Source organism: Pseudoalteromonas haloplanktis ATCC 14393 (genome assembly GCF_000238355.1).
Lineage (GTDB): Bacteria > Pseudomonadota > Gammaproteobacteria > Enterobacterales > Alteromonadaceae > Pseudoalteromonas > Pseudoalteromonas haloplanktis.
The window spans coordinates 1-22,624 of sequence record NZ_AHCA01000027.1 but is presented as its reverse complement, the minus strand read 5'-3'; the positions used below and the strand labels follow the sequence as shown (position 1 = coordinate 22,624).

Genomic DNA, 22,624 nt, shown 5'->3' with positions numbered 1-22,624 from the left:
GCAGGGGTAAAGCCTGCTACTGTTGCGCTCTGCCCACTAACAACACCTAAATCACTTGCTTTCATACTTCCTAAAGTCATTTCAATCGTTTCATTCGCATTAGAACCAACCTGAAAGCTTTTAGTACCGTAAGAGCCATCCAAAAGTTGCTGGCCACCAAAGGAAGTTGTGTCTGCAATACGAGTGAGCTCTGTTTGTAATTGGGCAACCTCTTTTTGCAGTGCATCACGATCTTCAGCTGAGTTTGAACCATTGGCAGATTGCAAGGCAAGCTCACGCATACGCTGTAAGATATTGCTTGACTCTTGCATTGCACCTTCCGCTGTTTGCGCCATTGAAATACCATCGTTGGCATTACGCTGAGCGACTGCTAAACCATTTATCTGTGAGGTTAAACGGTTTGAAATTTGTAGGCCGGCGGCATCATCTTTAGCGCTATTAATACGCATACCTGACGCTAAGCGTTCCATTGAGGTAGATAAGCCTTGGCTTGATTTATTTAAGTTACGTTGTGCGTTAAGTGACGACACATTAGTATTGACTGTTAATGCCATTTTACCATCTCCAAGTTTTAAACAGGACGTGGTCCAAAACGCCTATGCAGGAACCACTACTAGATGGTTTTATCAATGCACTTGTTGTGCCAACTTTAAAAAACACATAACCAACTGTTTATATGATATAAATTTTATTTAGAAAAAGATTTTTAAGTTGAAAATAAATAAGCGACAATTTTTTGCCGCTTGTTTATCTGGTGAGTGGGGCAAGTTATTACCCTAGGATAAAACAAAAACCTCTAGCTTGGATGCGAATAGTAATGAGTTTATAAATAGTCGAATAATGAAAGGTTAGCTAAACGGCCAAAAGTTGCCTGCGATGCTTGTAATGCGGTTTCTTGTTTTGTGAGTTCACTGATAGCCTCTGCCATATCAACCTCAACAAGGCTGGCTTTATTAGCTTTATTATTTATATCAAGTGCGCTGTTTGAATCTGCTACTCGCTCAACCACAATCATACGAGCACCTAAGCTTGATTGTGTAAATACCACTTGATCACTGGCATTTTGTAACTGTACTGAGCCATCGGCTAGTGCATCTTGTAGTGCATCACCTGTAAGGTTAGAATTCAAACTAGTAATGAGCCCTTGTAACGTATTAAGTATGTTTTCTTTCGCTGGCTTTTCAAGAGTAAACTCCATTGTGCCCGGTACATCACCTTCAAGCTTAAACTCCATGCCAGCGTATTCAATAGGCTCACCGGTATACTCACCTGTGACTGCTGGTGTGATTGGATTACCATAGCCATCATTTATAACATAGGTATCTGGATCTCCGGGGTTAACACCGGCGACAAGTTCAACTTGAAAAGAATTATCTGCTACAGTCGCTGTTGGGCTTAGGTCGTAATTGGCTTGATGGAATTTATCAAAATCGGCTTGGTTTTTAACATATACAGTGCCACCAGTAATGGTGCCGCCTACAGTCCCAGTGTTTGATGCAACATTTAATCGTGCATCTACTTTTTCAAACGTGCTAAAGCCATTGTCACTTGATTTTACTTCAACCCCTTGTGCAATGGTGACCGAGTGCTGTCCTTGGTCTCCTTGGTATTCGTATTTACCCGTGCCACTATTAAAGCTATAACTTTGAGTGCTGTCTTGGTAACCAGAAAATATATACTTACCATCTTCTGATTGGCTATTCATTAAATTGACTAACGATTTTTGCAACTCTTTAAGTTCACCTGCAATTGTCTCTAAATCAGTTTGGCTCATTGCACCATTACCGGCTCGAATAGTAAGCTCTTGCGCTGCTTGAATAGTGGTATTAATGCTTTGCAATATGCTTTCTTCGGTTTCAAGGCGACCATTGAGCTGATTAATATTTTTAGTATATTGCTCATTCATTTGTATTTTATTTGTATACAATGATGCCTGCGAATACGCAGAAGGGCTTTCTGAGGTACTTAAATATTTTTTGCCTGTGGTAACTCGCTCTTGCGCATTGGCAACACCTTGTTGGCCATCAAGTATTTTATTTATATTACTTTGGTACATTTGATTATTTGATAAACGCATAATTACCTCGCAGCACTTAATAAGGTGTCAAATATAGAACGAGCGGTAGACAAAACTTGCGCCGATGCGGCATACGATTGTTGGAAACGTAATAAATTTGCCGCTTCCTCGTCAAGATTAACCCCAGATAAAGATTCATACCAAGCTTCAGACTGCTCTGCCAACGCAGTAAACGCCGCCCCACTGGTTTGAGCTTGATGTGTAATTACGCCGATATCTGATACTAAACCTGTGTATGATTGATTTAAAGTTTTGTGGTTATTACTAGCGTTACCCACTACATTTTGTCTAACTATATTTGAGTTTTGGATATCGGATAACAACTGGCCATTCCGGTTATCGTCAAAACCATCTGCATTAGCCTCGATTGTGAATGAATCACCTAACGCTGGCGTCCCCTCGATGTTAAAATCAAAACCAATCTCCTCAGCTGAAAATGTTGTTATATCATCTAACACACCTGCTGTTTCAGCTTGTTGAATAACATTTTTTCCAGAAGAATCAATTGCAAAAGGATCCGTTGTATTAGTACCATCACTTAAGGTATACATATCTGGGTTTTCAGCGCTTTTTGTTAAGGTTAACGAGCCTGTGGATAATTGTAACGATGGGGTATCAGTAAAGTTTGATACATCAGATACGGTACCAGCTGAAATACTGGCTGCACCTGTATTATTGATATCATTTGCAGTTCGAACAGGCGAAGCAAGAGCTATATCTTCTGGGCGATTTGTTGCAAGCTCTAAGCTCGTTGATGCTTGAGAGTTGAGTTTGACCATAAATTGATCATCAATATTAGGTGTAGAAGACACATCCAATGTTAATTCTAACCCGAATAGATCTAACCCTGTGTTGTTTTGTGAATTAACTTTACCTGTAGCTGGGTCGACTGATGCCGTTGTAAAAAGATTGTTACCATTGGCATCTTTTATCATCTCCCCTTTATTATCAATAGGGTAAATTTCAACCTCATTCGTGTCACTGTACTTTACAATAAAATCACTTGCTGGCAATTCATTGCCTTTACCAGCTTCAACGGTTGCGGTCATGCTGCCGTTGCCCGTGTTTGCTTGATAAGCAAATGCCTGGACTTCAGGAATATTAAAAATGTCGCCCCCTAAATTGCCGTCAGCATCCATCCCTAAGTGGTTTTGCTGATTAAATGTATCAGCCAAAGCCAACCCCATTTGTCCTAGCTGGTTTTGCGCAGGGATTAATATGTCATCGCGAAATGCTAATAAGCCACCTATTTTGCCTTTTAATTTGTCAACATCTAATTCTAGCGGCACAGCTTTGCCGCCATTCACATCCAGTTTCAATTGTTTAAAATTAGGATCTGGATCGCCAGTCATCGAAAATAAATTAAAGGTGCCATTTTCCATAACCAACGCTTGCCCAGTGCCCATGTAAACTTGTTTTGAACCATTTGGGCCGTCAAGCGTTTCAACATCGATTAGCTCAGATAAATCTCGGATAGCTTTATCTCTTTCGTTATATAGACTACTTGAACCAGACTCTTGCGATGTACCATCTACTGCAGCAATTTTATTATTAAGATCACTAATGTTTTGAATAAGGTTGTTTGCTTCATCAGAAAAAATTTCTAATTGCTCATTAACCACTGATTGCTGATCAACAACGATTCCTGATAGCCTATCCATTTGATCGATTAAATTCTGTGCGTCCGTCATCACTAGTGAACGTGCCACTGATGATGGCTGATTCAAACTTTCTTGAATATTACTAAAAAATGAATTGATACCGGTAGACAAACTATTTGACTCTTCTGAGAACAATGTATCAACACGATTTGCTTCAGTGACAAATTGGTCAAAAAAAGTTTTGCTTGAGGTGTCACGATTGAGCTGCTTTTGCGCAAACTCATTTAATAAGCGATACGTTTCGCCACGACCGACTTGATTATCGATCATGGTAGAAAACTCTGTACGCTCTCGTACATACCCTTCGGTATTTACATTGGCAATATTTTTACTTGCAGTTTGCAAAAGCTGCGAACTTGAATAAATTCCTGAGCTTGCTATGTCATAAAGATTAAACGACATCTTAATTTACTCCTTGGCGAACGAGTGTTGTCGCCAGTGTTTTAAGCTCAGTCCGATTAAGAACTTGCTTAATTTTGTCGGCATAGTTGGGGTCGGTGGCATAACCTGCTTTTTGTAATGAATCTAAGAATGCAGCAGGTTTTGCAGTATTTTGTAGTGCTTCTTGATAGCGCGGGTTGTCTGTTAAAAACTGCACAAAGTCATTCACGCTGTCTTTAATTGAATCGTAAGCCCGAAAGCTTGCTTGTTTTTTGACAGGGGTACCTTGCTCAAACTCGAGCGTCACTTTATTGGCTTTATCGCCTTGCCAGCTTTTATCTGATTTAATATTAAATAAGTTAAAGCTGCTATTGCCATCACTTTTATTAATCACATGTTTTCCCCAGCCGGTTTCCAGAGCCGCTTGGGCAACCATCACCGCTGGATTCAAACCAATTTTCTCAGCAGCCGTTTTAGCATGTTCCCAAACGGTACTAATAAAATCATCAGCATTTTCAAACAATGGCTTTTGCTGTGTGGATGACGTGGTATCGACACTGTCCGGTTGCGTTTTACTTGCTGTACTTTGCCCGTTTGCGCGGCGATCACTACTAAAGTTATCGACTGTGCGTAGCACTGAACTAGGTGTAAAGTTTTTAGCGTCAGGGGAGAGTTGCTGCACGATTAAATCGGCTAAACCCAGTGAGCCTTTTGATGACAGATCAACGGATAGTTGTTGATCATGCATTTCTTCAAAGAACTTTACGCCACTGGAATTAAACGGGCTGTCTTTATCTTCAAACGCTTCATTGGCTTTACGCATGCTTTTTAATAGCATTTGCGTAAAAATAGATTCAAATTGTGCCGCTGCTTTTTTTAATGCTTCTTTTGACGCTTCAGGCGAGGCATCACTTTTTAAGGCGTCTTGGCGTAACGTATTAAGATTGCCTAAATCAAAGAAGTTTTGTTTATCGAGATGATTAGTATCCATCAGCAATTTGACACAGTGATTAATAATGAAATTAACAATGCAATAATTGAGCCAAAGCGAGTTTGCAGATTACTTATAAGGAGTGCAAGTTTGCCAAGATGATAGAGATAAGTTCGTTATACAAATAACATCCCCCTAAAGTTTAATCATAAACTTAGGGGGATATATTTTAAATAACAACAAGTTGACCGCTAATTGCGCCCGCTTCTTTTAATGCTTCAAGGATTGCCATTAAATCACCTGGTGCTGCACCCACTTCATTAATTGCCCGAACTAAATCGTCAAGACTTACTCCTGGGTTGAAAACAAATGCTCTTGAATCATCTTGGTCAACGTCAATAATACTTTGATTAGTCACTGTTGTTTCACCATCACTTAGCGCGTTTGGCTGCGATACATTTTGCTGTTCGGCAATCGTGACTGTTAATCCGCCATGAGTAACTGCGGCTGCTTGTAATTTGACATTTTTGCCAATCACTATAGTACCCGTACGAGAGTTAACAATTATTTTTGCAGACGTATCGGCGGGTTTAAACTCAAGATTTTCCAAAGTCGATAAATAAGCGACTCGTTGCGAAGCATCACGTGGAGCAATAACACGAATAGACGCCGCATCGATTGCTTGCGCACTTTGTGGGCCAACCAAATCATTAATTGTTTGCTCTAATCGTTTTGCGGTAGTGAAATCTGGGCGGTTTAAGTTAAAGGTAATATAGTCACCTTGCATAAAAGGGCTGTTAATCGCACGCTCGACTGTTGCCCCGTTAGGGATACGACCGACTGTCGGTGTATTCATCACGACTCGACTACCATCAGCCCCTTCAACGCCTAACCCGCCTACAATTAAGCTACCTTGCGCTATCGCGTAGGTATTACCATCAACCCCTTTTAAAAAAGTTTGCAGTAATGTACCACCGCGTAAACTGCCAGCACTCCCGATTGAAGAGACTGTGATATCAATCGTCTGTCCAGGCTTTCTAAAGGCTGGTAATTCAGCATGAACGGCAACCGCCGCTACATTTTTTATCTTAGGTTTTAAGCTTGCTTCCAATGTGATGCCAAAGCTGTTTAGCATAGCTTTAAAGCTTTGCTCGGTAAAACGACTTTGCTCACCGGTGCCAGGCAAACCGACAACAAGGCCATAACCGACCAATTGGTTTGAGCGAACGCCTTCAACCATAGAAACATCTTTTATACGCTCAGCGCTGGCAGTAAAGTGCCAACCCAACAAACCAATACATAGCAACACTTTTAGACTTTTCATCATCAACTTCCTTTAAAAAGGGAACAGAGCACTGCTAAAGAAGCGTGTTAACCATCCGCCACTTTGCGACTCTTGTATTTGCCCTTTACCAGAATATTGAATACGTGCATTGGCAATTCTGTTAGAGGTCACTGTATTATCTGACGTTACATCTTGCGGACGAACGAGTCCCTCCAGACGAATAAATTCTTCACCGGTGTTTAAAGTGAGCCACTTCTCACCACGGATCACTAAATTGCCGTTGGGTAATACACGCATTACATTCACTGAAATATCACCAAACAGGCTATTTGATTGATTGGACTTAGAATCACCTTTAAATGATGAATCACTACCAATACCAAACTGAATGCTGTCACCGCCAATATTGACAGGTAAGCCACCTAAACCAATCACAGGATCTAAATTAGCATCACTTTCTTTATCTGTTTCTGTTTTTGCTGCCTTACTAGCTTGGGTCGACTCTTGGAGCTTAACAGTGATAATGTCGCCCGTTCGCAACGCTTTTTTATCAGAATAGAGGTCGTTTGATAAGTAGCTATCAAATAACGAACCGGTTGGCACAACTTGCTCGGCAGCTGGCTCTGGGTACATTGGAGCGTAGTATGGATCATCTTGAACCACATGGAGATTTTGAGTGGTCATACAACCACTCAAGACACATGCACCCGCTAAAACTATGGATAAATTACGCATCACTTTACTCCAATAATTATTAAAGTTGTTGATTGATATAACTCATCATTTCATCTACTGCTGAAATCACTTTTGAGTTCATTTCATAGATGCGTTGAGTTTCAATCAAGTTCACCAACTCTTCTGTTACATTTACATTTGAGGTTTCAAGTGCCCCTTGCACCACAGTTCCTAAACCTTCGAGACCCGGATTCCCTTGTACTGGAGCACCACTTACTGCGGTCTCGGTATATAAGTTTTGTCCAACAGGCTCTAGACCCGATGGATTGATAAAATCGCTGATCGTCAACTGACCAATCACCACGTTATCTGGCTGGCCTGCAATGCGAACAGATACTTCACCATCTTGCGACACGGTAATTGATTGCGCATCATCAGGCACATTCATTTCTGGTTGCACAGGAAACCCCGCCCCCGCGGTTACAATACGGCCGTCTTCATCAGTGGTAAATTGCCCATTGCGCGAATAAGCAATATTGCCATCAGGTTGCAACACTTCAAAAAAACCAGGCCCTGAGATCATCCAATCAAGTGAATTCTCAGTGGTTAACATATTCCCTTGAGAAAAGTTTTTTTGGTTTGCAACCACTTTAGCACCGGCACCGAGCATTAAACCTGAAGGCATTTCAGTGTCTTGTGATGAGCGACCACCAGGCTGATTAATATTTTGATACAATAAGTCCTCAAACACCGCACGGCTTTTCTTATAACCAACAGTACTGGCATTGGCTAAATTATTTGAGATCACCGAAATATCGGTTTGTTGAGCATCAAGCCCTGTTTTACTTATCCACAATGCAGGATTCATAGTCGTGTCCTCTCAATAAAGTTAAACAATACGCAGCAATTGAGTATGACGTTCGTCAATTTCTTCAGCTGTTTTCATTAACTTAACTTGTAATTCAAATTGTCGTTGATGGCTTATCATATCCACCATCTCGTGTACCGGATTTACGTTTGACATCTCTAAGGTGCCACTCATTACTTTTACGTCAGTGGCAATATCGCAAAATCCACATATATCATTTACGAGTAGTTCTGGCTTAGGTCTAAACAGACCGTCATTGCCTTTTTCAAGCTCAGAGTTGTTTGCCTTGATCACTTTTAAACGATCAACGACCTCTAAAAAATTAGCAGGTGCGCCCTGTGGGCGAATTTGAATGGAACCATCTTCACTAAATTCAACTTTTTCAATTGGCAGTGGCAAAATGATTGGCCCACCCTCGCCAATAACTTGGCGCCCGTGACTTGTCATCAACGCCCCATCAGGACTGATATTGAGTGTGCCGACTTTTGTATAGGCTTCATTGCCAGCTGCATCTTGTACGGTAAGCCACCCTTTATCACTCATAGCAATATCTAAGTCGCGACCAGTTTCAATAATACCGCCAGAGGTCATATTAGAGCCGGGACGTTCTTGCATGGAAAACACCCGCGTAGGCAGGCCTTCACCAAACGCTTGCATTGAACGCGCTTGTGCGAAGTCAGCTTTAAAGCCTGTGGTATTGGCATTAGCTAAGTTATTTGCTTTAAGCGCAAGGCCCCGCAAACTTTGCTTAGCCCCAGACGCTGCAATGTAGACCATCTTGTCCATATCATCGACTCACGTTGAAAAATCTATAACGAGATAAATGCAAGATAAGTGCCACAATAAATTGACATAGCGTTCAGTGTCATTGCATACACAACGGCTAACCAACGTATTGAAATAAAAAAGGCTGCTAATGAGTAGCAGCCTAGGTGTCGGATTATAAAAAGTAGCGCCGAGATTATCGGATCTGCAAGATATTCTGTTGGAGTGTTGAGTTTACTTCCAATGCTCGAGAGTTGGCTTGGAAGTTACGTTGTGCACTGATCAAATCAACTAACTCGTTCGTTAAGTTTACATTTGATTGCTCAAGTGCAGACGAGTTAATTGAGCCTAATGTACCTGAACCTGGCTCTCCGGCAATAGGCTCACCTGAGGTTAAACTTTTTTTCCAACCTGTATCACCCGCTTGTTGTAAACCTTGCGAGTTTGAAAAGCGTACCATCGCTACTTGACCTAAGAATGACGTATCACCATTGCTGTAAGATGCAACAATTTTACCATCTGTACCAATATCAATACCTGCTAAACGTCCTACTGTTGCGCCATCCTGATCTAAGGCTTTAACTTCAAAGCGACTTGCATATTGAGTAGGTACCTTATTTGCAGTGCCCGCTTCATCGCGCCAGTTAATATTTATATCTTCAGGGAAACTTGCGCCGTTTGATAATAAATCTGAAAGGCCAGTTGCGGCACCCGCACCACCTGGGATAGCTAATGGATTAAATGTAGTTCCAGTATTCGCAGTCCCATCAGTTGCTTGTGGTAGACCACTTGAATCAAATTGAAACGTTGAAATAGGAGTGTAAGGAGCGGCTGTTTCTTCAACACCAGCTGGGCTAAATGGCTTTTCATCTAAGGTTGCATAGGTTTGCCATTCATTATCATTACCTGTCACTGCCGAATCAGTTTTTACAAAGAAAAACTGTAATACATGCGGTTCGCCCAATGAGTCGTAAACCGTTGTTGAAGTCGAGCTGTTATATGACGCGCTCACTTCAGGATCAAACGTTGTTACTGAAGGACTGCTTGCTCGTGAATCTAGATTGAACGACGAGTAAACATTCGTGGTAGCACGTGGCGAGCCTGATGAGTCAGGGATTTGTAATGCTGAAGAAGTACTTAAACTAACCGATGTTGTATCACCTGTCGCTTCATCAACGGGAAAGCCCTGTAGGTAGTTACCTTTAGCATCAACAATAAAGTTATCTTTATTTAACTTAAATGCACCAGCACGTGTATAAGTAAAATCTTGTGCACCTAAATCCTGGCTCATTGCAAAGTAACCTTCACCCGTGATCGCTAAATCAAGTGAATTTTGCGTAAATTTTAGTGACCCTTGATGGAACTGCTGCGCAACCATAGTTGTTTGTACACCATCACCATTTTTAGTTTTACCTGAGCTAAACACCGATGACGCATAGACATCCGCAAACTCCGCTCTCGACTCTTTAAAACCTGTGGTATTTACGTTGGCGATGTTATTAGCTGTAACATCTAAATCTTTTTGTGCGGCAGCTATGCCTGTTAACGCAATATTGAAGCTCATAATTCACCTCTAACTCTGTCAATGTTTAGCCTAAGGCTAACGAATAATTAAATTTTTTACGCGATTTCTGCAACGTCAGTTAGCCTAACCGCACCTTCTTTGGTGTTAATAATAATGCCATTGGCACCGTTAATATTGACACTTTCGATATTCTTAAAAGTCGCAATAGGCAAGCTGGTATATTCGCCATTTAGCTGCCCTTCAGCCTTAATTTTATATTCACCAGGTGGTAAACGTTCCTCGTTATCATTCATGCCATCCCATTCAAAACGGATCGCACCGGCAGATTGTGCACCTAAATCAATACTGCGTACCAATTGCCCTGACGAATCTTCAATTCGTAAAAACAGGTTCTCAACAGGTTCTTGAGCAACCACTGTGCCTTTAGCTGTGCCTGACTCGTTAAGGTCTAAGCTATCTGATTCAAGTAACGCTTGCTTACCGACTAACGTAGATGCTTGTAATGCTGAATTGGAGGTCATCGATGCTGCTAATGATTGAAAGTTACTATTGAGGTTAGAAATACCTTCCGCCATAGTAAAGTTGGTCATTTGTGCAATCATCTGATCGTTGTCTGCAGGTTTGCTGGGATCCTGAAACGACAACTGCTGCGTTAACAACGAGAAGAAATCTTCTTGTGTTAGTGCATCACTTTTCTCTTCACTTGAGACTTGATTATCTTGCCACTTAAGTGAATCTAAATAAGTTGACGATGCGGTGCTGATATCGTTACTCATAATCTTTCCTCAATTACCGCTGCCCAAGCAACAGTGTTTTACTTAACATTTGCTTCGCTGCATCAGCAACTTGCACATTGGTTTGATAAGAGCGAGAGGCGGAAATCATATTAGCCATTTCTTCAACGACATTAACGTTAGGTTTATAGATATAACCATTTTCATCCGCACTTGGGTGATTTGGGTTATATTCAATTTGCAGCGGTTTATCACTCTCTACAATACCTAGTACTTTAACGCCAACAGACGACCCCTGATTATTATTACCTGTTGATTCTGATGCTTTCATCAGTTCAGCAGCAAACACAGGGTGACGCGCTCGGTATGTTTTGTCTTGGCTTGAGCTAATGGTATTCGCATTCGAAATATTACTTGCGGTTGTATTCAAGCGCACATTTTGTGCACTCATACCAGTACCTGAAATATCAAAAACGTTATATAAACTCATGCTTATGCTCCTTGACTACCGAGGGCTTTTTTAAGGCCTTTAATTTTACTACTCATAAATTGCAGGCTTGCCTGATACTCTAATGAGTTCTTTGTATACAAGTTTCGTTCCACTTGTATATCAACCGAGTTGCCATCACCTGTATCTGTTTGATTTGGCGAGCGAAACATTTCACTATTACCAACATAACGACTGCCACCGGCAATGTGATTTGCATCCGTAGTGACCATGCTATTGCCGCCTTGTTGGTGGCTTTTTGCCGCTTTTAACGCTGAGGCAAAATCGATGTCTTTCGCTTTATAGCCCGGCGTATCAGCATTAGCGATATTGGTTGCTAATAACTCTGCACGTTGCGAACGGATCAACATTGCATGAGGATGAACCCCAAATGCTTTATCAAAACTGATAGCCATAACCATCTCCAAAAAATTGACTTAGGATGATTAATGCAAAAGATGAGCCAACTGAATTAGAATTTCACGAAGTGTTTAATGATTTGATTTAAAAAGAAAAACGATGTGGTAACACATCGTTTATAAGATTATTAACTCAGTTTTACTAGTAAAACGGTTGGAAATTTAGCATTTAATTTATGTCATGCGAAGGCATTATTTCTTTTGGTAAATAATGCCAGGATTACACCGCACCATATCAAACTCATCGCTTAAACCCGACATAGATTCAGAGGCACCTAAAAACAAATACCCTTTAGGGTTCAGTGCTTGGGAAAATTGAGCAATAATTTTCGCTTTCACTTCTGGCGAAAAGTAAATGAGCACATTACGGCAGAAAATAATATCGAACTTGCCCATCAGTGCATATGAATCTAATAAATTAAGATGCCGAAAACTAACCAACTTCTTAATCGACTCATTCACTTGCGCCATGCCATTACCACTGTCTTTAAAAAACTTTTTCCTGCGTTCTACCGACAACCCTCGGGCCAGAGCAAGTGAGTCATACTCCGCATGTTTACACATATCCAGCATAGTGTTAGAAATATCAGTGCCGATAATTTGCGCACCCATTTTTAACACACCAGGCTGTTTAGCCTGAAACTCTGCAACAGACATAGCAATAGAGTATGGCTCTTGGCCCGACGAACTTGCCGCGGACCAAATTTTTAGCGGCCGACGTAATTCTTTATGTTCAGGGAATAATTTGCTTTGTAAAAGCTCAAACGGATATTGGTCCCGAAACCATAATGTTTCATTAGTCGTCATAGCATCAACAACGGCGGCACGTAACTGCCGCTCATGTGGACTCAACGTTTTACTCACTAATTGTGATAAAGATGCGACATTAAAACGCACCATTAATGGTGCAAGTCTGCTTTTCACTAAATAAAGCTTATTATCACCTAACACAATGCCACATTGTTGTTCTAAAAAAGAACGAAACTGATCGTACTCACTTTGCTCTAAATGCTTATTTTCCAAAGTTACACCGCCTTTTCAGATTAGTCACAATGAACCCATTTTTTCACTGCTGTAGCTAATTCATCCGGGTTGAACTTAGCAATAAAGTCATCAGCGCCTACTTTCTCAATCATTGCCTGATTAAATACACCACTGAGCGATGTATGTAAAATCACATGCAGTGGAGCTAATTTAGGATCTGCTTTAATTTCTGCTGTTAAGGTATAACCGTCCATTTCAGGCATTTCAACATCGGAGATCAACAACCCTACTCGTTCGGTGATATTGTTTTTACAGTCTAGCTCGGCAATCTCTCGTAATCTTATTAACGCTTCTTTGCCATTTTTGGCAAGCTCTGTTTGTACGCCTAGTGGTTCAAGCGCGCGTTTGACTTGATTACGCGCAACCGCTGAATCATCGGCAATAAATACAATACGCTCACCTAAATCTTTTTGAATTTCACCATCATTAGCTATCTCTGCACTGACTTCAGTATTTACTGGACAAATTTCATTGAGGATTTTTTCAACATCGAGAATTTCGACCAGTTCATTTTCAATTTCAGTTACTGCTGTTAAATATGAATATCGACCAGCCCCTGATGGTGGCGGCATTATTTTTTCCCAATTCATATTAACGATTCGCTCAACACCACCGACTAAAAAGCCTTGTACAGAACGGTTATATTCAGCAATGATGATAAAACTATCTTTAATATTTTCGATCGCTGGGCCACCTACGGCCATCGATAAATCGATGACAGAAATAGTCTGTCCACGAATATGCGCGACGCCTCTTATATAGGGGTTTGATTTTGGCATGTTTGTTAAAGGAGGGCATTGCAGTACTTCTCTCACTTTAAACACATTAATACCAAAGCGCTGCCGCCCTCTGAGCTTGAATAATAATAATTCAAGGCGGTTTTGCCCAACCAACTGAGTACGTTGATTAACTGAGTCTAAAATGCCTGCCATTTCAATCTCCTAAAGAAAGCTAATAATAACGGAACAATAATTGCTTTCTTTCTGTAAAGCTACATAACTACACGGGAGCGTCTATTTATTGACGCTAAATATTTATACCCTGTTTTCAACCATAAGCATAGTCGAAACATTATGAGTTTGTTAAAAAAAAGCCGAAGATACAGTGTTTTTTATTTTCTTGCTAGCCTATGCCTAGTTACACCACTGACTGCGCAAACTTACAGTAAAGAGCAACTGCAAGAACTCGCTGTATCTTATATATACGATCAACTTGATCCCGCTACCGCCGATGATAAACAACTTAATGCATTAAGTTTAGACAGTCGCATTCCTGATCGCAGTTGCGAAAGTGCACCTTCTTATACTATTCCAACCGAGCCTCCTTTTAGTCGGCAGATCACCGTACAAATTAAGTGCAATGATTTAAATGGTTGGAGTCAGTATGTGCACGTACGCATAATTGAGCTTTCACCCGTTGTCGTCGCGAGTGAAAACCTAAGTCGCGGTGAAGTCATTGAAGCTCACCATTTAAGCTTGATCATGAAGCCAAAACATTTTGTTCGCGCCCAGTACTTACAAGACGAAGAACTATTAATTGGTAGTCGTAGTAAACGTAATATTCGCAGCGGTTATCCCGTTGCTTTAAATCAAATTTGTATGGTGTGCAAAGGAGATAATGTGACTATTTTTGCTGTAATTCGTGGGTTAAAAATAAAAACTTCCGGTTTAGCCCTAGAAGATGGTACTTTAGGTGAGCAAGTTAAAGTAAAAAATGCAAAATCAGGAAAAGTTTTAAATGCCCGTGTTGACGGTGTTGAGTCAGTGCAAGTAATTATCTAAACTTTTACTTTTATGCTAAAGTTTCTGATGTGTGTGCCGATAACTAGGCATAAGTTGGGTAACGTATAGGTTAAAATCATGGTAAGCCAAGTAAATAAAGGTCAGCAACAGGCTAATGTGTTGACCAATGCCAAACAGCAGAAAGTTGATTTACAAAACAATAATGCAAATACTGCACAAGCAAATGCGCCTAAAGCAGCTGCTGATTCAGTAAGTTTGACGCCGCAAGCTCAGCAATTAAAATCATTACAAGATAAGGCGCAACAGTCTTCTGGTTTTGATAGTAATAAAGTTGCTGAACTTAAAAAGGCTATTAGTGAAGGTAAATATCAGATTGATGCTGAAAAGTTAGCCAAAAATATCGCTGCGTTTGAGTTTGATGTGTATGGCTGATCACAATCGTTTAATTTGCTCTAAACTTGTTATGCAATTAAATTGCTTAACATCACTTGCTGATATCTTGGATGATGAGTTAACCGCGATAGCCTCTCGTCGTGGTGAAGGCTTAAAAGATATTGCTAAGCAAAAACTGACCTTTTTAAGTAAAGTTCAAACGTTAGATAAAGAGCTCAAAGCATTACTTGCTAATAATGAAAGTGAGTCTGAAGAAGTATCAGACCTAATTGGTGATGTGCGCAAACTATTAGAATCATGTAAAAAGAAGAATGATGTCAATGCGCATGCAGCACATCAGGCACAATTAACGGTAAAACAGTTAAAAGATATTTTAATTGGTGTGCCAACTTCAACAACCTATGATCAAGGCGGTAGTGTTGTACATGGTAGCAGCAAAATAGTTCATAACTTAAAAGCTTAGCGCTGGCGCTTAAAAATATACTTTGCTCTCTTACTTTCCTAATTCTGATACTTTTCCATATCTAGATGTATACCCAATAACCACTGCTATACTAATGAGTTGTGCTTATACCAATCGTGTTAAGTTACTGACCATTTATAGCGACAGATAAATGGAGTGATAACAAGGCATAAATTTTGACATGTAGTTGTTCTACATGAAAAATTTATAACGCAGTTAGCGCTTTATTTAGCCCGCTAGAATGGTTAAATATTTAAGTCGATTGGTATTATACCAATCGACTTAACACGATTGGTATTAAAAACCACAAAATAAATACAATAAAGCGCGAGACAACCCGCGCTTTATTTTGCTCACCATGCGATCATTAGCTATCGATTTGGTTATTGCCGCTTTCTATTAGTTTCTTAATCATTTCCTCTGATTGATTTTGTACATCAAGCGCCGGCTCTGCTGATGTTGATGTATCACCATTGAAAGCAATACTGTTTTCTTCGCTCACAGAATCTAAGGCTAACAAATCAGTCTGTTCAACATCGCTCAATACATCATTGATTGTTAACTCAACTGGCTCAACAAGGTTACTGCTAGCGGCATCACTTTCTAATATATGGCTTAAATCGATGCTTTCAGCCATTACAACAGGCTCCGCCATTAGATTTGCTTGCGCGACTTCTGACTCAGTTTGTTGTTCCGCGATAAGTTCAATACCAAATGTATTCTCACTTTCTGGCGCTGTATTAGTCACCGCTAGCTCGGGCTCATTTCCTTGCTCTATAACATTGTTCAATATGTCCCTCACTAAGTAATTGCCAGCGTCATCCACTGTTACAAACCGATAATCTAACCAGGATCCCAAATCAAGCACAGAAAGTAACGCTGACCACTGACCTAAAGCATTGGGCTGGACCTCAAAACCACCTTCTAACACATCAATATCAAGTAAACCCAAACCAAGTAAATTTGCCCCTACTACATAAACACTACTGCCTTCTTCAACGGTTCCTTCTGCAGTAAGGCCAATACCTAATATTCCCCAGTAATAGTTAGTTACTTCAAAAGCGACAGGCGTAGTATCAACGATTAGGCCAGCAGCCGAAGCCGTACCTATATTCCCAGCTTCATCACTTACTTGCGCTATAACGGTATAATTAGCATCACTTAAGCTCACATTCGATGAGATACTCCAATTACCCGAACCATCGGTTGTTGTGGTCACTTCCACCTGGCTGGAGCCGTTATCAAATATTACCGTGATATCGGCATTAAACTCATTTGATGTACCCGTTATCAAAGGTGTTGTATCGGCGGTTAGAATTAATCCTCCAGTAATTGCAATAACAGGTTGAACCGTATCTATAATGCCTGTAGCTGTTGATGTTGTTGTATTACCCAGTGCATCGGCGGCACTTACTGCAACAGTATAATTACCATCACTCAATACTTTTGTTGCTTCAGCACTCCAACTACCATCGGCATTTGCCGTTGTTGTCAGGGTTTGCGAGCTGCCCGCACTATCAGTAATTAATATTGTCAATAAAGTAGCTAATGGTGCATTACTAATTGTGCCACTAATTAATGGTGTCCAATCATTGGTAATTACCGGCGCAGTTACTACAATAACCGGCCCTGTATAATCCATATTGAGTGTAATCGTATCATTACTACTGTTACCCGCTGTATCCGTTATCACAGCTGTAACCTGAGCATCACCTTCAGCAAGCGCTGAGGTTGCAGCAACACTCCAGCTACCATTAGCAAGGACTTGTGTTGATAAAACCTGTGTAGCACCGCTACTATCGACTATTGTTACCTCAACAACAGAGCCTAGAGATGCATCAACAGTAGTTCCTGAAATTAACGGTGTTGAATCAGCCGAAGATAATGCAGAAGTAATTTCAAGTATTGGTGCTGTTAAGTCAATAACAAGTGAAGCTGAACTTGATGACGTGAGTCCGGTCTCAGTAACACTGGCTGTTACGGTGTAAGTTCCTTCTAACAACACTTGAGGGACATCAATACTCCACACACCTGCGTTTAAAGTTGTGGTAAAGCTTTGCACCTCACCACTTACATTACTGATCAGCAAATTAATGATACTTGTATCTGGTGCGTCACTCGTGCCGCTAATTGTAGGTGTAGTATCGTTTGTAGCTGCTAATGGAGTGATGCCAATGCTAGGAGCACTGGTATTAAGCACCCCTGTCGCGCTTAGAGATACACCAATATTGCCAGCTAGATCAGTAACTGAGGCAACAACACTAATAACACCATCCGCTAAACTATCAGGAACATCAACAACCCAGCTACCATCTGCAAGCACTTCAGTTGTATAACTATAAACTTGAGAACTATCCGTTACTGTAACATTGATCACAGTACCTACTGGCTCATCACTGCTACCAGTAATTGTAGGTGTTGCGAGGTTTATTGTGCCTATTGCATTTACAGTCACAACTGGTGTTATCGTGTCTATCTCACCAGTTGTTGTCGCGCTTGACGTGAGCCCTGCAGCATCAATAATTGATGCCGTTACAGTGTAACCACCTTCAGGCAGCGTATTTGCCTGCACTTGCCAATCACCATTAATGTCAACCAACGCTGTTAAAGCATGAGTATCGCCATTACCATCAACAATTATGACTGAAACTGTACTACCCTGCGCTTCATCACTTGTTCCTGTGATTATTGGGGTGGCATCATTCGTAAGCCCTTGGCTGGTCACCGTAATATTTGGAGCGACTGTATCTATAGTGATACTGCCAGTACGAGTAACTGTGTTACCCGCTTGATCTGCTATCGTTGCAGTGACAGTATAAGTACCATCGATTAGTGTCCCAGCTGACACTTGCCACAAACCAGTTGCTGCAACCGTTGCTGTTAAAGTTTGCCCGTCTATGGTTACAGTGACCTCGCCACCGGTTAAGTTGCTCGTGCCACTAATTAGTGGTGTATCATCACTGGTGATCGCTGTTGCATTAAGCACTAAGCTTGGTGCGGTGGTATCAATAACACCATTGGCCGTTTGCTCTGTTAGGTTACCAACTCCATCGCGAACACTCGCTTTAACGGTGTACTGTCCATCACCTAAGCTTTGCGGTACATTAACTGACCAACTACCATTTGCTTGCACGGTCGCAGTAAAGGTTTGTGTCGCCACTCCTTGCCCTGTGACCAATAGTGTTACTTGTGCGCCTTCACCTAAATCAGTGGTACCGCTAATAGTTGGTGTGCTATCCATTGTTAATGTGGGGATAGATAACGTAAGTTCTGGCGCTGTATTATCAAAATCTAAAGTACTAATGGTGGTTGTATTTCCCGCAGCATCAGTTGCAGATGCTTCAACATGAGCAAGTGTCAGTAGTGATACAGATAAATTTAATACTCTCCAATCACCATTTGCGTCAACTGTTGCGGTATAAGGTAGGCCAATTACGTCTCCCACTAAATGATTGGTAATAGTAACAATACTGCCTTCAGGCAAATCAGATGTGCCTGATAAGGAAATCAAATTACCCAGTAAGAAAGAAGGAACTATTGTTAATTCTGGTGGTGTTATATCAACTTCACCTCCAGTTTTACTATCTTCACCTTGATTACCAGCCATATCGGTAATGGTTGCTTTAACAGAGTAAATCCCCTCTGCTAATGCGGTATTTGCAGCGGCTTGCCAATCACCTTGATCATCGGTAGTGACAGTTACAACATGCTTGATACCATCTGCATCTGTAAAAGTAACCTCAACACTGGCATTTGCTTCATCGGATGTGCCACTAATAAGTGGTGTTGTATCTTGTGTTAAAACTAAACTACTTTGGTTGATTGTGATCTCTGGGTTAATACTGTCAATAACAGCGTTAGCCGTTTGTTTTCCAGCATTACCCGCAGTATCGGTGACCACTACCGTCACGGTGAAAGCCCCTTCGGCAAGCGTCTGAGCAGCTTCAACCTGCCATGTTAAGTCCGCAGCAAGTGTTGTATTGATTGTATGACTAGTGCCTTGTGCATCAACAAAAGTAACTGCAACTGTGTTTCCTGCCACGGCATCTAAGGCAGCCCCTGTAACAACAGGAGTTTTATCTGCTGTAGTAGTTAATGGATCAAGCAACACTGTCGGTGCAGTTAAATCTATTACACCTGTTGTTTGAGCTAAATTGCTATTACCAGCGATATCTGTGATTGTAGCTGCAATGCTGTAACTTCCTTCTACAAGCTCACTGCCAAGCGCTACAGACCATGACCCATTGGCTTTGACTGTAGCCTGAGCTGATTGCTCTGTACCAGCACTGTCGGTGACCAACAACGAAACGACTGTGCCTTGCGCTGCATCTGATGTACCACTAATTAATGGCGTTGTATCATTGGTAATACTTGGTGTGTTAATGGCTAATGTTGGTGCGGTTAAGTCTATTGCCAAACTTGTACTAGATGAGCCAGTTAAACCATCCTCACTAACACTAGCACTCACTGTGTAACTACCTTCAACAAGTGCATCATTGACCTCAATAGTCCATTGCCCAGCCGCAGCTTGAGTAGTCAATGTTTGTATCACAACCCCTGCCGCTATAATCTCAATCGTTACATCAGTACCATCTCTGGCATCTGTGCTGCCAGAAATAGTCGGTGTGGTATCCATCATCGGTTGTAAGTTAGCAATCGAAATAGTTGGCGCATTGGTATCTAATATTGCGTTACCAGTAGCCGAGGCTTGATTACCAGCAGCATCACTCACGTTAGCCGTAATAGTAATTGCACCATCATCTAAGGCGTCAATAATTTGTACTGACCAACTGCCATCCGCTTGTACAACGGCACTTAGTTGATAACTGTTTGAGTCATCACTGACATTGACTGTCACCGTTGCGCCAATTTCATCACTACTGCCAGAAATGATCGGCGTATTGTCATTAAATGTACCTAGTCCATCTAAGGTTAAAGTTGGATCTAATGTATCAACAGTGCCGTTACCTTGCGCTGTGCCACTATTGTTAGCAGCATCAGTAATGGTTGCCGTGACAGTGTAATCACCATCAGCAATATCAGCGGCTGGACTTGCTGAGTAACTGCCATCGGCTTGCACTTGCGCTGTAAATTGCTGACTATCACCATTAGCGTCAACCAGGACGATGACCACTTCAGTGCCTTGAGGCTCTGTTGAAGTACCTGAAATTGTCGGTGTTGCATCATTCGTTACACCTGGATCTGTCAGAGTCAATACCGGTGCGATGCTATCAATCGATAATGTGGCAGATGCCGTTTGTTGATTACCAGCAGCATCAGTAATGGTCACTTCGACAGGGTAATCACCATCACCCAATGCCGTGGGAACTGTGACCTGCCACGTTCCATCATTTGCAACCGTTGCTTGTAGAGTTTGCCCGTTAACCACTACAGATACTTCACCACCAATTTCATTACTACTACCGGTGATAGTTGGTGTTGCATTAGCTGTTGGTTGTAGATTGTCTATCAGTAAACTCGGTGCGACACTATCAACTACGCCGGTGGTTTGCTCTGTTGTTAAATTACCAACGCCATCACGCACTGAGGCGCTAACGGTGTAGGTTCCCTGTGCAAGTGCTTGCGGCACTGATACAGACCAAGTTTGATCAGCTTGTACTACTGCGGTAAATACTTGACTGACATTATCACTATCAACCACAGTCAAATTGATCACTGTGCCTTCGCCCATATCAGTGTCACCTGATATGACAGGGGTTGTGTCATTACTCAATGCATTAACACTGACAGTTAAAGTAGGTGCTGTGTTATCAAAGTCGAGTGTACTGACCGTACTCGTATTCCCTGCGGCATCGGTTGCGCTGGCTGTAACATACGCAAGATTTAGTAATGGCACCGTTAAGTTAAGCAGTTGCCAATTACCATTTTCATCTGTGGTTGCTGTATAAGTTGCACCTATCAGCCCACCAACCAAGTTCTCCGTGATGGTAATAGTACTACCAGCAGGTAAATCTGAATCTCCAGATAGCGACACCAAATTACCAAGCAAGAATGAAGGTATAATTCTCAGATCAGGGGCAACGGTATCCACCACGCCGTTATCTGTAGCACTGCCGGTGTTACCTGCTGCATCACTGAGACTGGCGGTGACTGTGTAAGCGCCATCAAGTAATGGTTGCGCAGCTTCGGCGCTCCAATTGCCACTGCCATCGGTTTGCACTGTCACTGTATGGCTGCCATTACTATCGGTGAAGGTAATCGCGATATCACTGTTCGCTAAATCCGATGTACCGGTCACTACTGGGGTATTGTCGTTGGTTAATGCCGGTGCATCGATGCTGACGGTTGGCGCTTGCGTGTCTATCATGCCCGTTGCGCTATCGCTGCCGGTGTTGCCTGCGGCGTCGGTGATACTCACATTGACTGTGTACTCACCTTCGGCTATCGCGTTACTGGCCTCCACGGACCAATTGCCTGCTGCATCCGTTGTCGCTGTCGCGCTTTGGACTGCCCCATTGGCGCCAATGAGTGTCACGCTCACTTGCGTGCCCGCTGGCACGCCACTGCTTTGGCCACTAATGAGCGGGGTCACATCACTGCTGTCTGCCAGCGCATTCACGCTGATAACTGGCGCAGTTAAATCGATGACTCCTGTTACACTTGCGCTGGCTGGGTTCCCTGCTTGATCTGAAACACTCGCTGTCACCGTGTACGTCCCTTCTGCTAATGCGTCCATGGCTGGAACTGACCAGGTGCCGTTTGGTGACATTTGTGTGGTGACTGTGTGTGAATTTCCTTCTGCATCATTAAACACCAGCGTGACGGTGCTGCCTTGTGGCGCACTGGCTGTGCCGCTGATGGTCGGGGTGGTATCGTTACTGTCTGCCGGTGGAGTGATCGTTATATCCGGCATCGTGGTATCGATGATCCCTGTCGCTGTGGCCGTGCCTTCATTACCCGCGATATCTGCCACGGTGGCGGTAACGCTAAAGTCGCCTTCGGCGAGCGCTGTATTCGCGGTAACACTCCACGTATTCCCTGAGACTGTGGTTTGCAGGGTCTCGGCGGGATTAATGCCGTCATTTATCACCACGGTGACAACACTGCCATCAGGTGCACTGCTGGTGCCATTTATGGTCGGTGTGGTGTCGTTGGTTTCGCCAATGACATTGATGGTAACACTCGGGGCTAAGGTGTTGAGTGTGAAGTTATC

General features: G+C 42.1%; 18 protein-coding genes. 3 read left to right on the top strand and 15 right to left on the bottom strand.

Annotation, left to right across the window (positions count from 1 at the left end; all coding sequences use genetic code 11):
* The 14 genes from PHAL_RS0122220 to PHAL_RS0122155 form a co-directional block, all read right to left on the bottom strand.
* Nucleotides 1–554: flagellin N-terminal helical domain-containing protein (locus PHAL_RS0122220; protein ID WP_016710637.1), on the bottom strand; the 554-nt coding region annotated here is incomplete at its 3' end.
* Between the two features lie 269 nt (nt 555–823).
* Nucleotides 824–2,077, bottom strand: a complete 1,254-nt coding sequence (gene flgL, locus PHAL_RS0122215) for a flagellar hook-associated protein FlgL (RefSeq protein WP_016710636.1) — start codon at nt 2,075–2,077, stop codon at nt 824–826.
* 2 nt (nt 2,078–2,079) lie between these two features.
* Nucleotides 2,080–4,140 (bottom strand): FlgK family flagellar hook-associated protein, encoded by a 2,061-nt coding sequence (locus PHAL_RS0122210; RefSeq protein WP_016710635.1) that lies wholly within the window; start codon nt 4,138–4,140, stop codon nt 2,080–2,082.
* A 1-nt stretch (nt 4,141) separates the two neighbouring features.
* On the bottom strand, nt 4,142–5,110 hold the full coding sequence (gene flgJ / locus PHAL_RS0122205; protein WP_016710634.1) for a flagellar assembly peptidoglycan hydrolase FlgJ: 969 nt from the start codon (nt 5,108–5,110) through the stop codon (nt 4,142–4,144).
* 169 nt (nt 5,111–5,279) lie between these two features.
* Nucleotides 5,280–6,374: a flagellar basal body P-ring protein FlgI gene (locus tag PHAL_RS0122200; RefSeq protein WP_016710633.1), complete on the bottom strand. Its 1,095-nt coding sequence runs from the start codon at nt 6,372–6,374 to the stop codon at nt 5,280–5,282.
* 12 nt (nt 6,375–6,386) lie between these two features.
* Nucleotides 6,387–7,070 (bottom strand): flagellar basal body L-ring protein FlgH, encoded by a 684-nt coding sequence (flgH, locus tag PHAL_RS0122195; RefSeq protein WP_016710632.1) that lies wholly within the window; start codon nt 7,068–7,070, stop codon nt 6,387–6,389.
* A gap of 19 nt (nt 7,071–7,089) precedes the next feature.
* Nucleotides 7,090–7,878 (bottom strand): flagellar basal-body rod protein FlgG, encoded by a 789-nt coding sequence (flgG, locus tag PHAL_RS0122190; RefSeq protein ID WP_016710631.1) that lies wholly within the window; start codon nt 7,876–7,878, stop codon nt 7,090–7,092.
* A 21-nt stretch (nt 7,879–7,899) separates the two neighbouring features.
* Nucleotides 7,900–8,664, bottom strand: a complete 765-nt coding sequence (locus tag PHAL_RS0122185; protein WP_016710630.1) for a flagellar basal body rod protein FlgF — start codon at nt 8,662–8,664, stop codon at nt 7,900–7,902.
* A gap of 175 nt (nt 8,665–8,839) precedes the next feature.
* Nucleotides 8,840–10,207: a flagellar hook protein FlgE gene (flgE, locus tag PHAL_RS0122180; protein ID WP_016710629.1), complete on the bottom strand. Its 1,368-nt coding sequence runs from the start codon at nt 10,205–10,207 to the stop codon at nt 8,840–8,842.
* Nucleotides 10,208–10,263: 56 nt separating this feature from the next.
* Entirely contained in the window at nt 10,264–10,944 is a 681-nt protein-coding gene (locus PHAL_RS0122175) for a flagellar hook assembly protein FlgD (RefSeq protein WP_016710628.1), read from the bottom strand.
* A gap of 13 nt (nt 10,945–10,957) precedes the next feature.
* Entirely contained in the window at nt 10,958–11,392 is a 435-nt protein-coding gene (flgC, locus tag PHAL_RS0122170; RefSeq protein ID WP_016710627.1) for a flagellar basal body rod protein FlgC, read from the bottom strand.
* Between the two features lie 2 nt (nt 11,393–11,394).
* Nucleotides 11,395–11,805 (bottom strand): flagellar basal body rod protein FlgB, encoded by a 411-nt coding sequence (flgB, locus tag PHAL_RS0122165; RefSeq protein ID WP_016710626.1) that lies wholly within the window; start codon nt 11,803–11,805, stop codon nt 11,395–11,397.
* A 195-nt stretch (nt 11,806–12,000) separates the two neighbouring features.
* Complete coding sequence (locus tag PHAL_RS0122160) at nt 12,001–12,831, bottom strand: CheR family methyltransferase (protein ID WP_016710625.1); 831 nt, start codon at nt 12,829–12,831, stop codon at nt 12,001–12,003.
* A gap of 20 nt (nt 12,832–12,851) precedes the next feature.
* Nucleotides 12,852–13,784, bottom strand: coding sequence for a chemotaxis protein CheV (locus PHAL_RS0122155; RefSeq protein ID WP_016710624.1), 933 nt, complete (start codon nt 13,782–13,784; stop codon nt 12,852–12,854).
* A 141-nt stretch (nt 13,785–13,925) separates the two neighbouring features.
* Between PHAL_RS0122155 and flgA the strand changes: the two genes are divergently transcribed.
* The 3 genes from flgA (at nt 13,926) to flgN (ending at nt 15,450) form a co-directional block, all read left to right on the top strand.
* On the top strand, nt 13,926–14,633 hold the full coding sequence (flgA, locus tag PHAL_RS0122150) for a flagellar basal body P-ring formation chaperone FlgA (protein WP_016710623.1): 708 nt from the start codon (nt 13,926–13,928) through the stop codon (nt 14,631–14,633).
* A 78-nt stretch (nt 14,634–14,711) separates the two neighbouring features.
* The gene (flgM, locus tag PHAL_RS0122145; RefSeq protein WP_016710622.1) at nt 14,712–15,026 is read left to right on the top strand and encodes a flagellar biosynthesis anti-sigma factor FlgM; all 315 of its coding nucleotides are present in this window, start codon (nt 14,712–14,714) and stop codon (nt 15,024–15,026) included.
* Entirely contained in the window at nt 15,019–15,450 is a 432-nt protein-coding gene (gene flgN, locus PHAL_RS0122140; RefSeq protein WP_016710621.1) for a flagellar protein FlgN, read from the top strand. The genes flgM and flgN overlap by 8 nt, the downstream gene beginning before the upstream one ends.
* Before the next feature lie 367 nt (nt 15,451–15,817).
* Here flgN and PHAL_RS23385 read toward each other — a convergent pair.
* On the bottom strand, nt 15,818–22,624 hold a 6,807-nt coding region (locus PHAL_RS23385; protein WP_016710620.1), incomplete at its 5' end, for an Ig-like domain-containing protein.

Bases quoted from the DNA above. Each gene is read 5' to 3' on its own strand.
- flgL (WP_016710636.1), bottom strand. From the start codon at position 2,077: ATGCGTTTATCAAATAATCAAATGTACCAAAGTAATATAAATAAAATA.
- PHAL_RS0122210 (WP_016710635.1), bottom strand. From the start codon at position 4,140: ATGTCGTTTAATCTTTATGACATAGCAAGCTCAGGAATTTATTCAAGT.
- flgJ (WP_016710634.1), bottom strand. From the start codon at position 5,110: ATGGATACTAATCATCTCGATAAACAAAACTTCTTTGATTTAGGCAAT.
- PHAL_RS0122200 (WP_016710633.1), bottom strand. From the start codon at position 6,374: ATGAAAAGTCTAAAAGTGTTGCTATGTATTGGTTTGTTGGGTTGGCAC.
- flgH (WP_016710632.1), bottom strand. From the start codon at position 7,070: ATGCGTAATTTATCCATAGTTTTAGCGGGTGCATGTGTCTTGAGTGGT.
- flgG (WP_016710631.1), bottom strand. From the start codon at position 7,878: ATGAATCCTGCATTGTGGATAAGTAAAACAGGGCTTGATGCTCAACAA.
- PHAL_RS0122185 (WP_016710630.1), bottom strand. From the start codon at position 8,664: ATGGACAAGATGGTCTACATTGCAGCGTCTGGGGCTAAGCAAAGTTTG.
- flgE (WP_016710629.1), bottom strand. From the start codon at position 10,207: ATGAGCTTCAATATTGCGTTAACAGGCATAGCTGCCGCACAAAAAGAT.
- PHAL_RS0122175 (WP_016710628.1), bottom strand. From the start codon at position 10,944: ATGAGTAACGATATCAGCACCGCATCGTCAACTTATTTAGATTCACTT.
- flgC (WP_016710627.1), bottom strand. From the start codon at position 11,392: ATGAGTTTATATAACGTTTTTGATATTTCAGGTACTGGTATGAGTGCA.
- flgB (WP_016710626.1), bottom strand. From the start codon at position 11,805: ATGGCTATCAGTTTTGATAAAGCATTTGGGGTTCATCCTCATGCAATG.
- PHAL_RS0122155 (WP_016710624.1), bottom strand. From the start codon at position 13,784: ATGGCAGGCATTTTAGACTCAGTTAATCAACGTACTCAGTTGGTTGGG.
- flgA (WP_016710623.1), top strand. From the start codon at position 13,926: ATGAGTTTGTTAAAAAAAAGCCGAAGATACAGTGTTTTTTATTTTCTT.
- flgM (WP_016710622.1), top strand. From the start codon at position 14,712: ATGGTAAGCCAAGTAAATAAAGGTCAGCAACAGGCTAATGTGTTGACC.
- flgN (WP_016710621.1), top strand. From the start codon at position 15,019: ATGGCTGATCACAATCGTTTAATTTGCTCTAAACTTGTTATGCAATTA.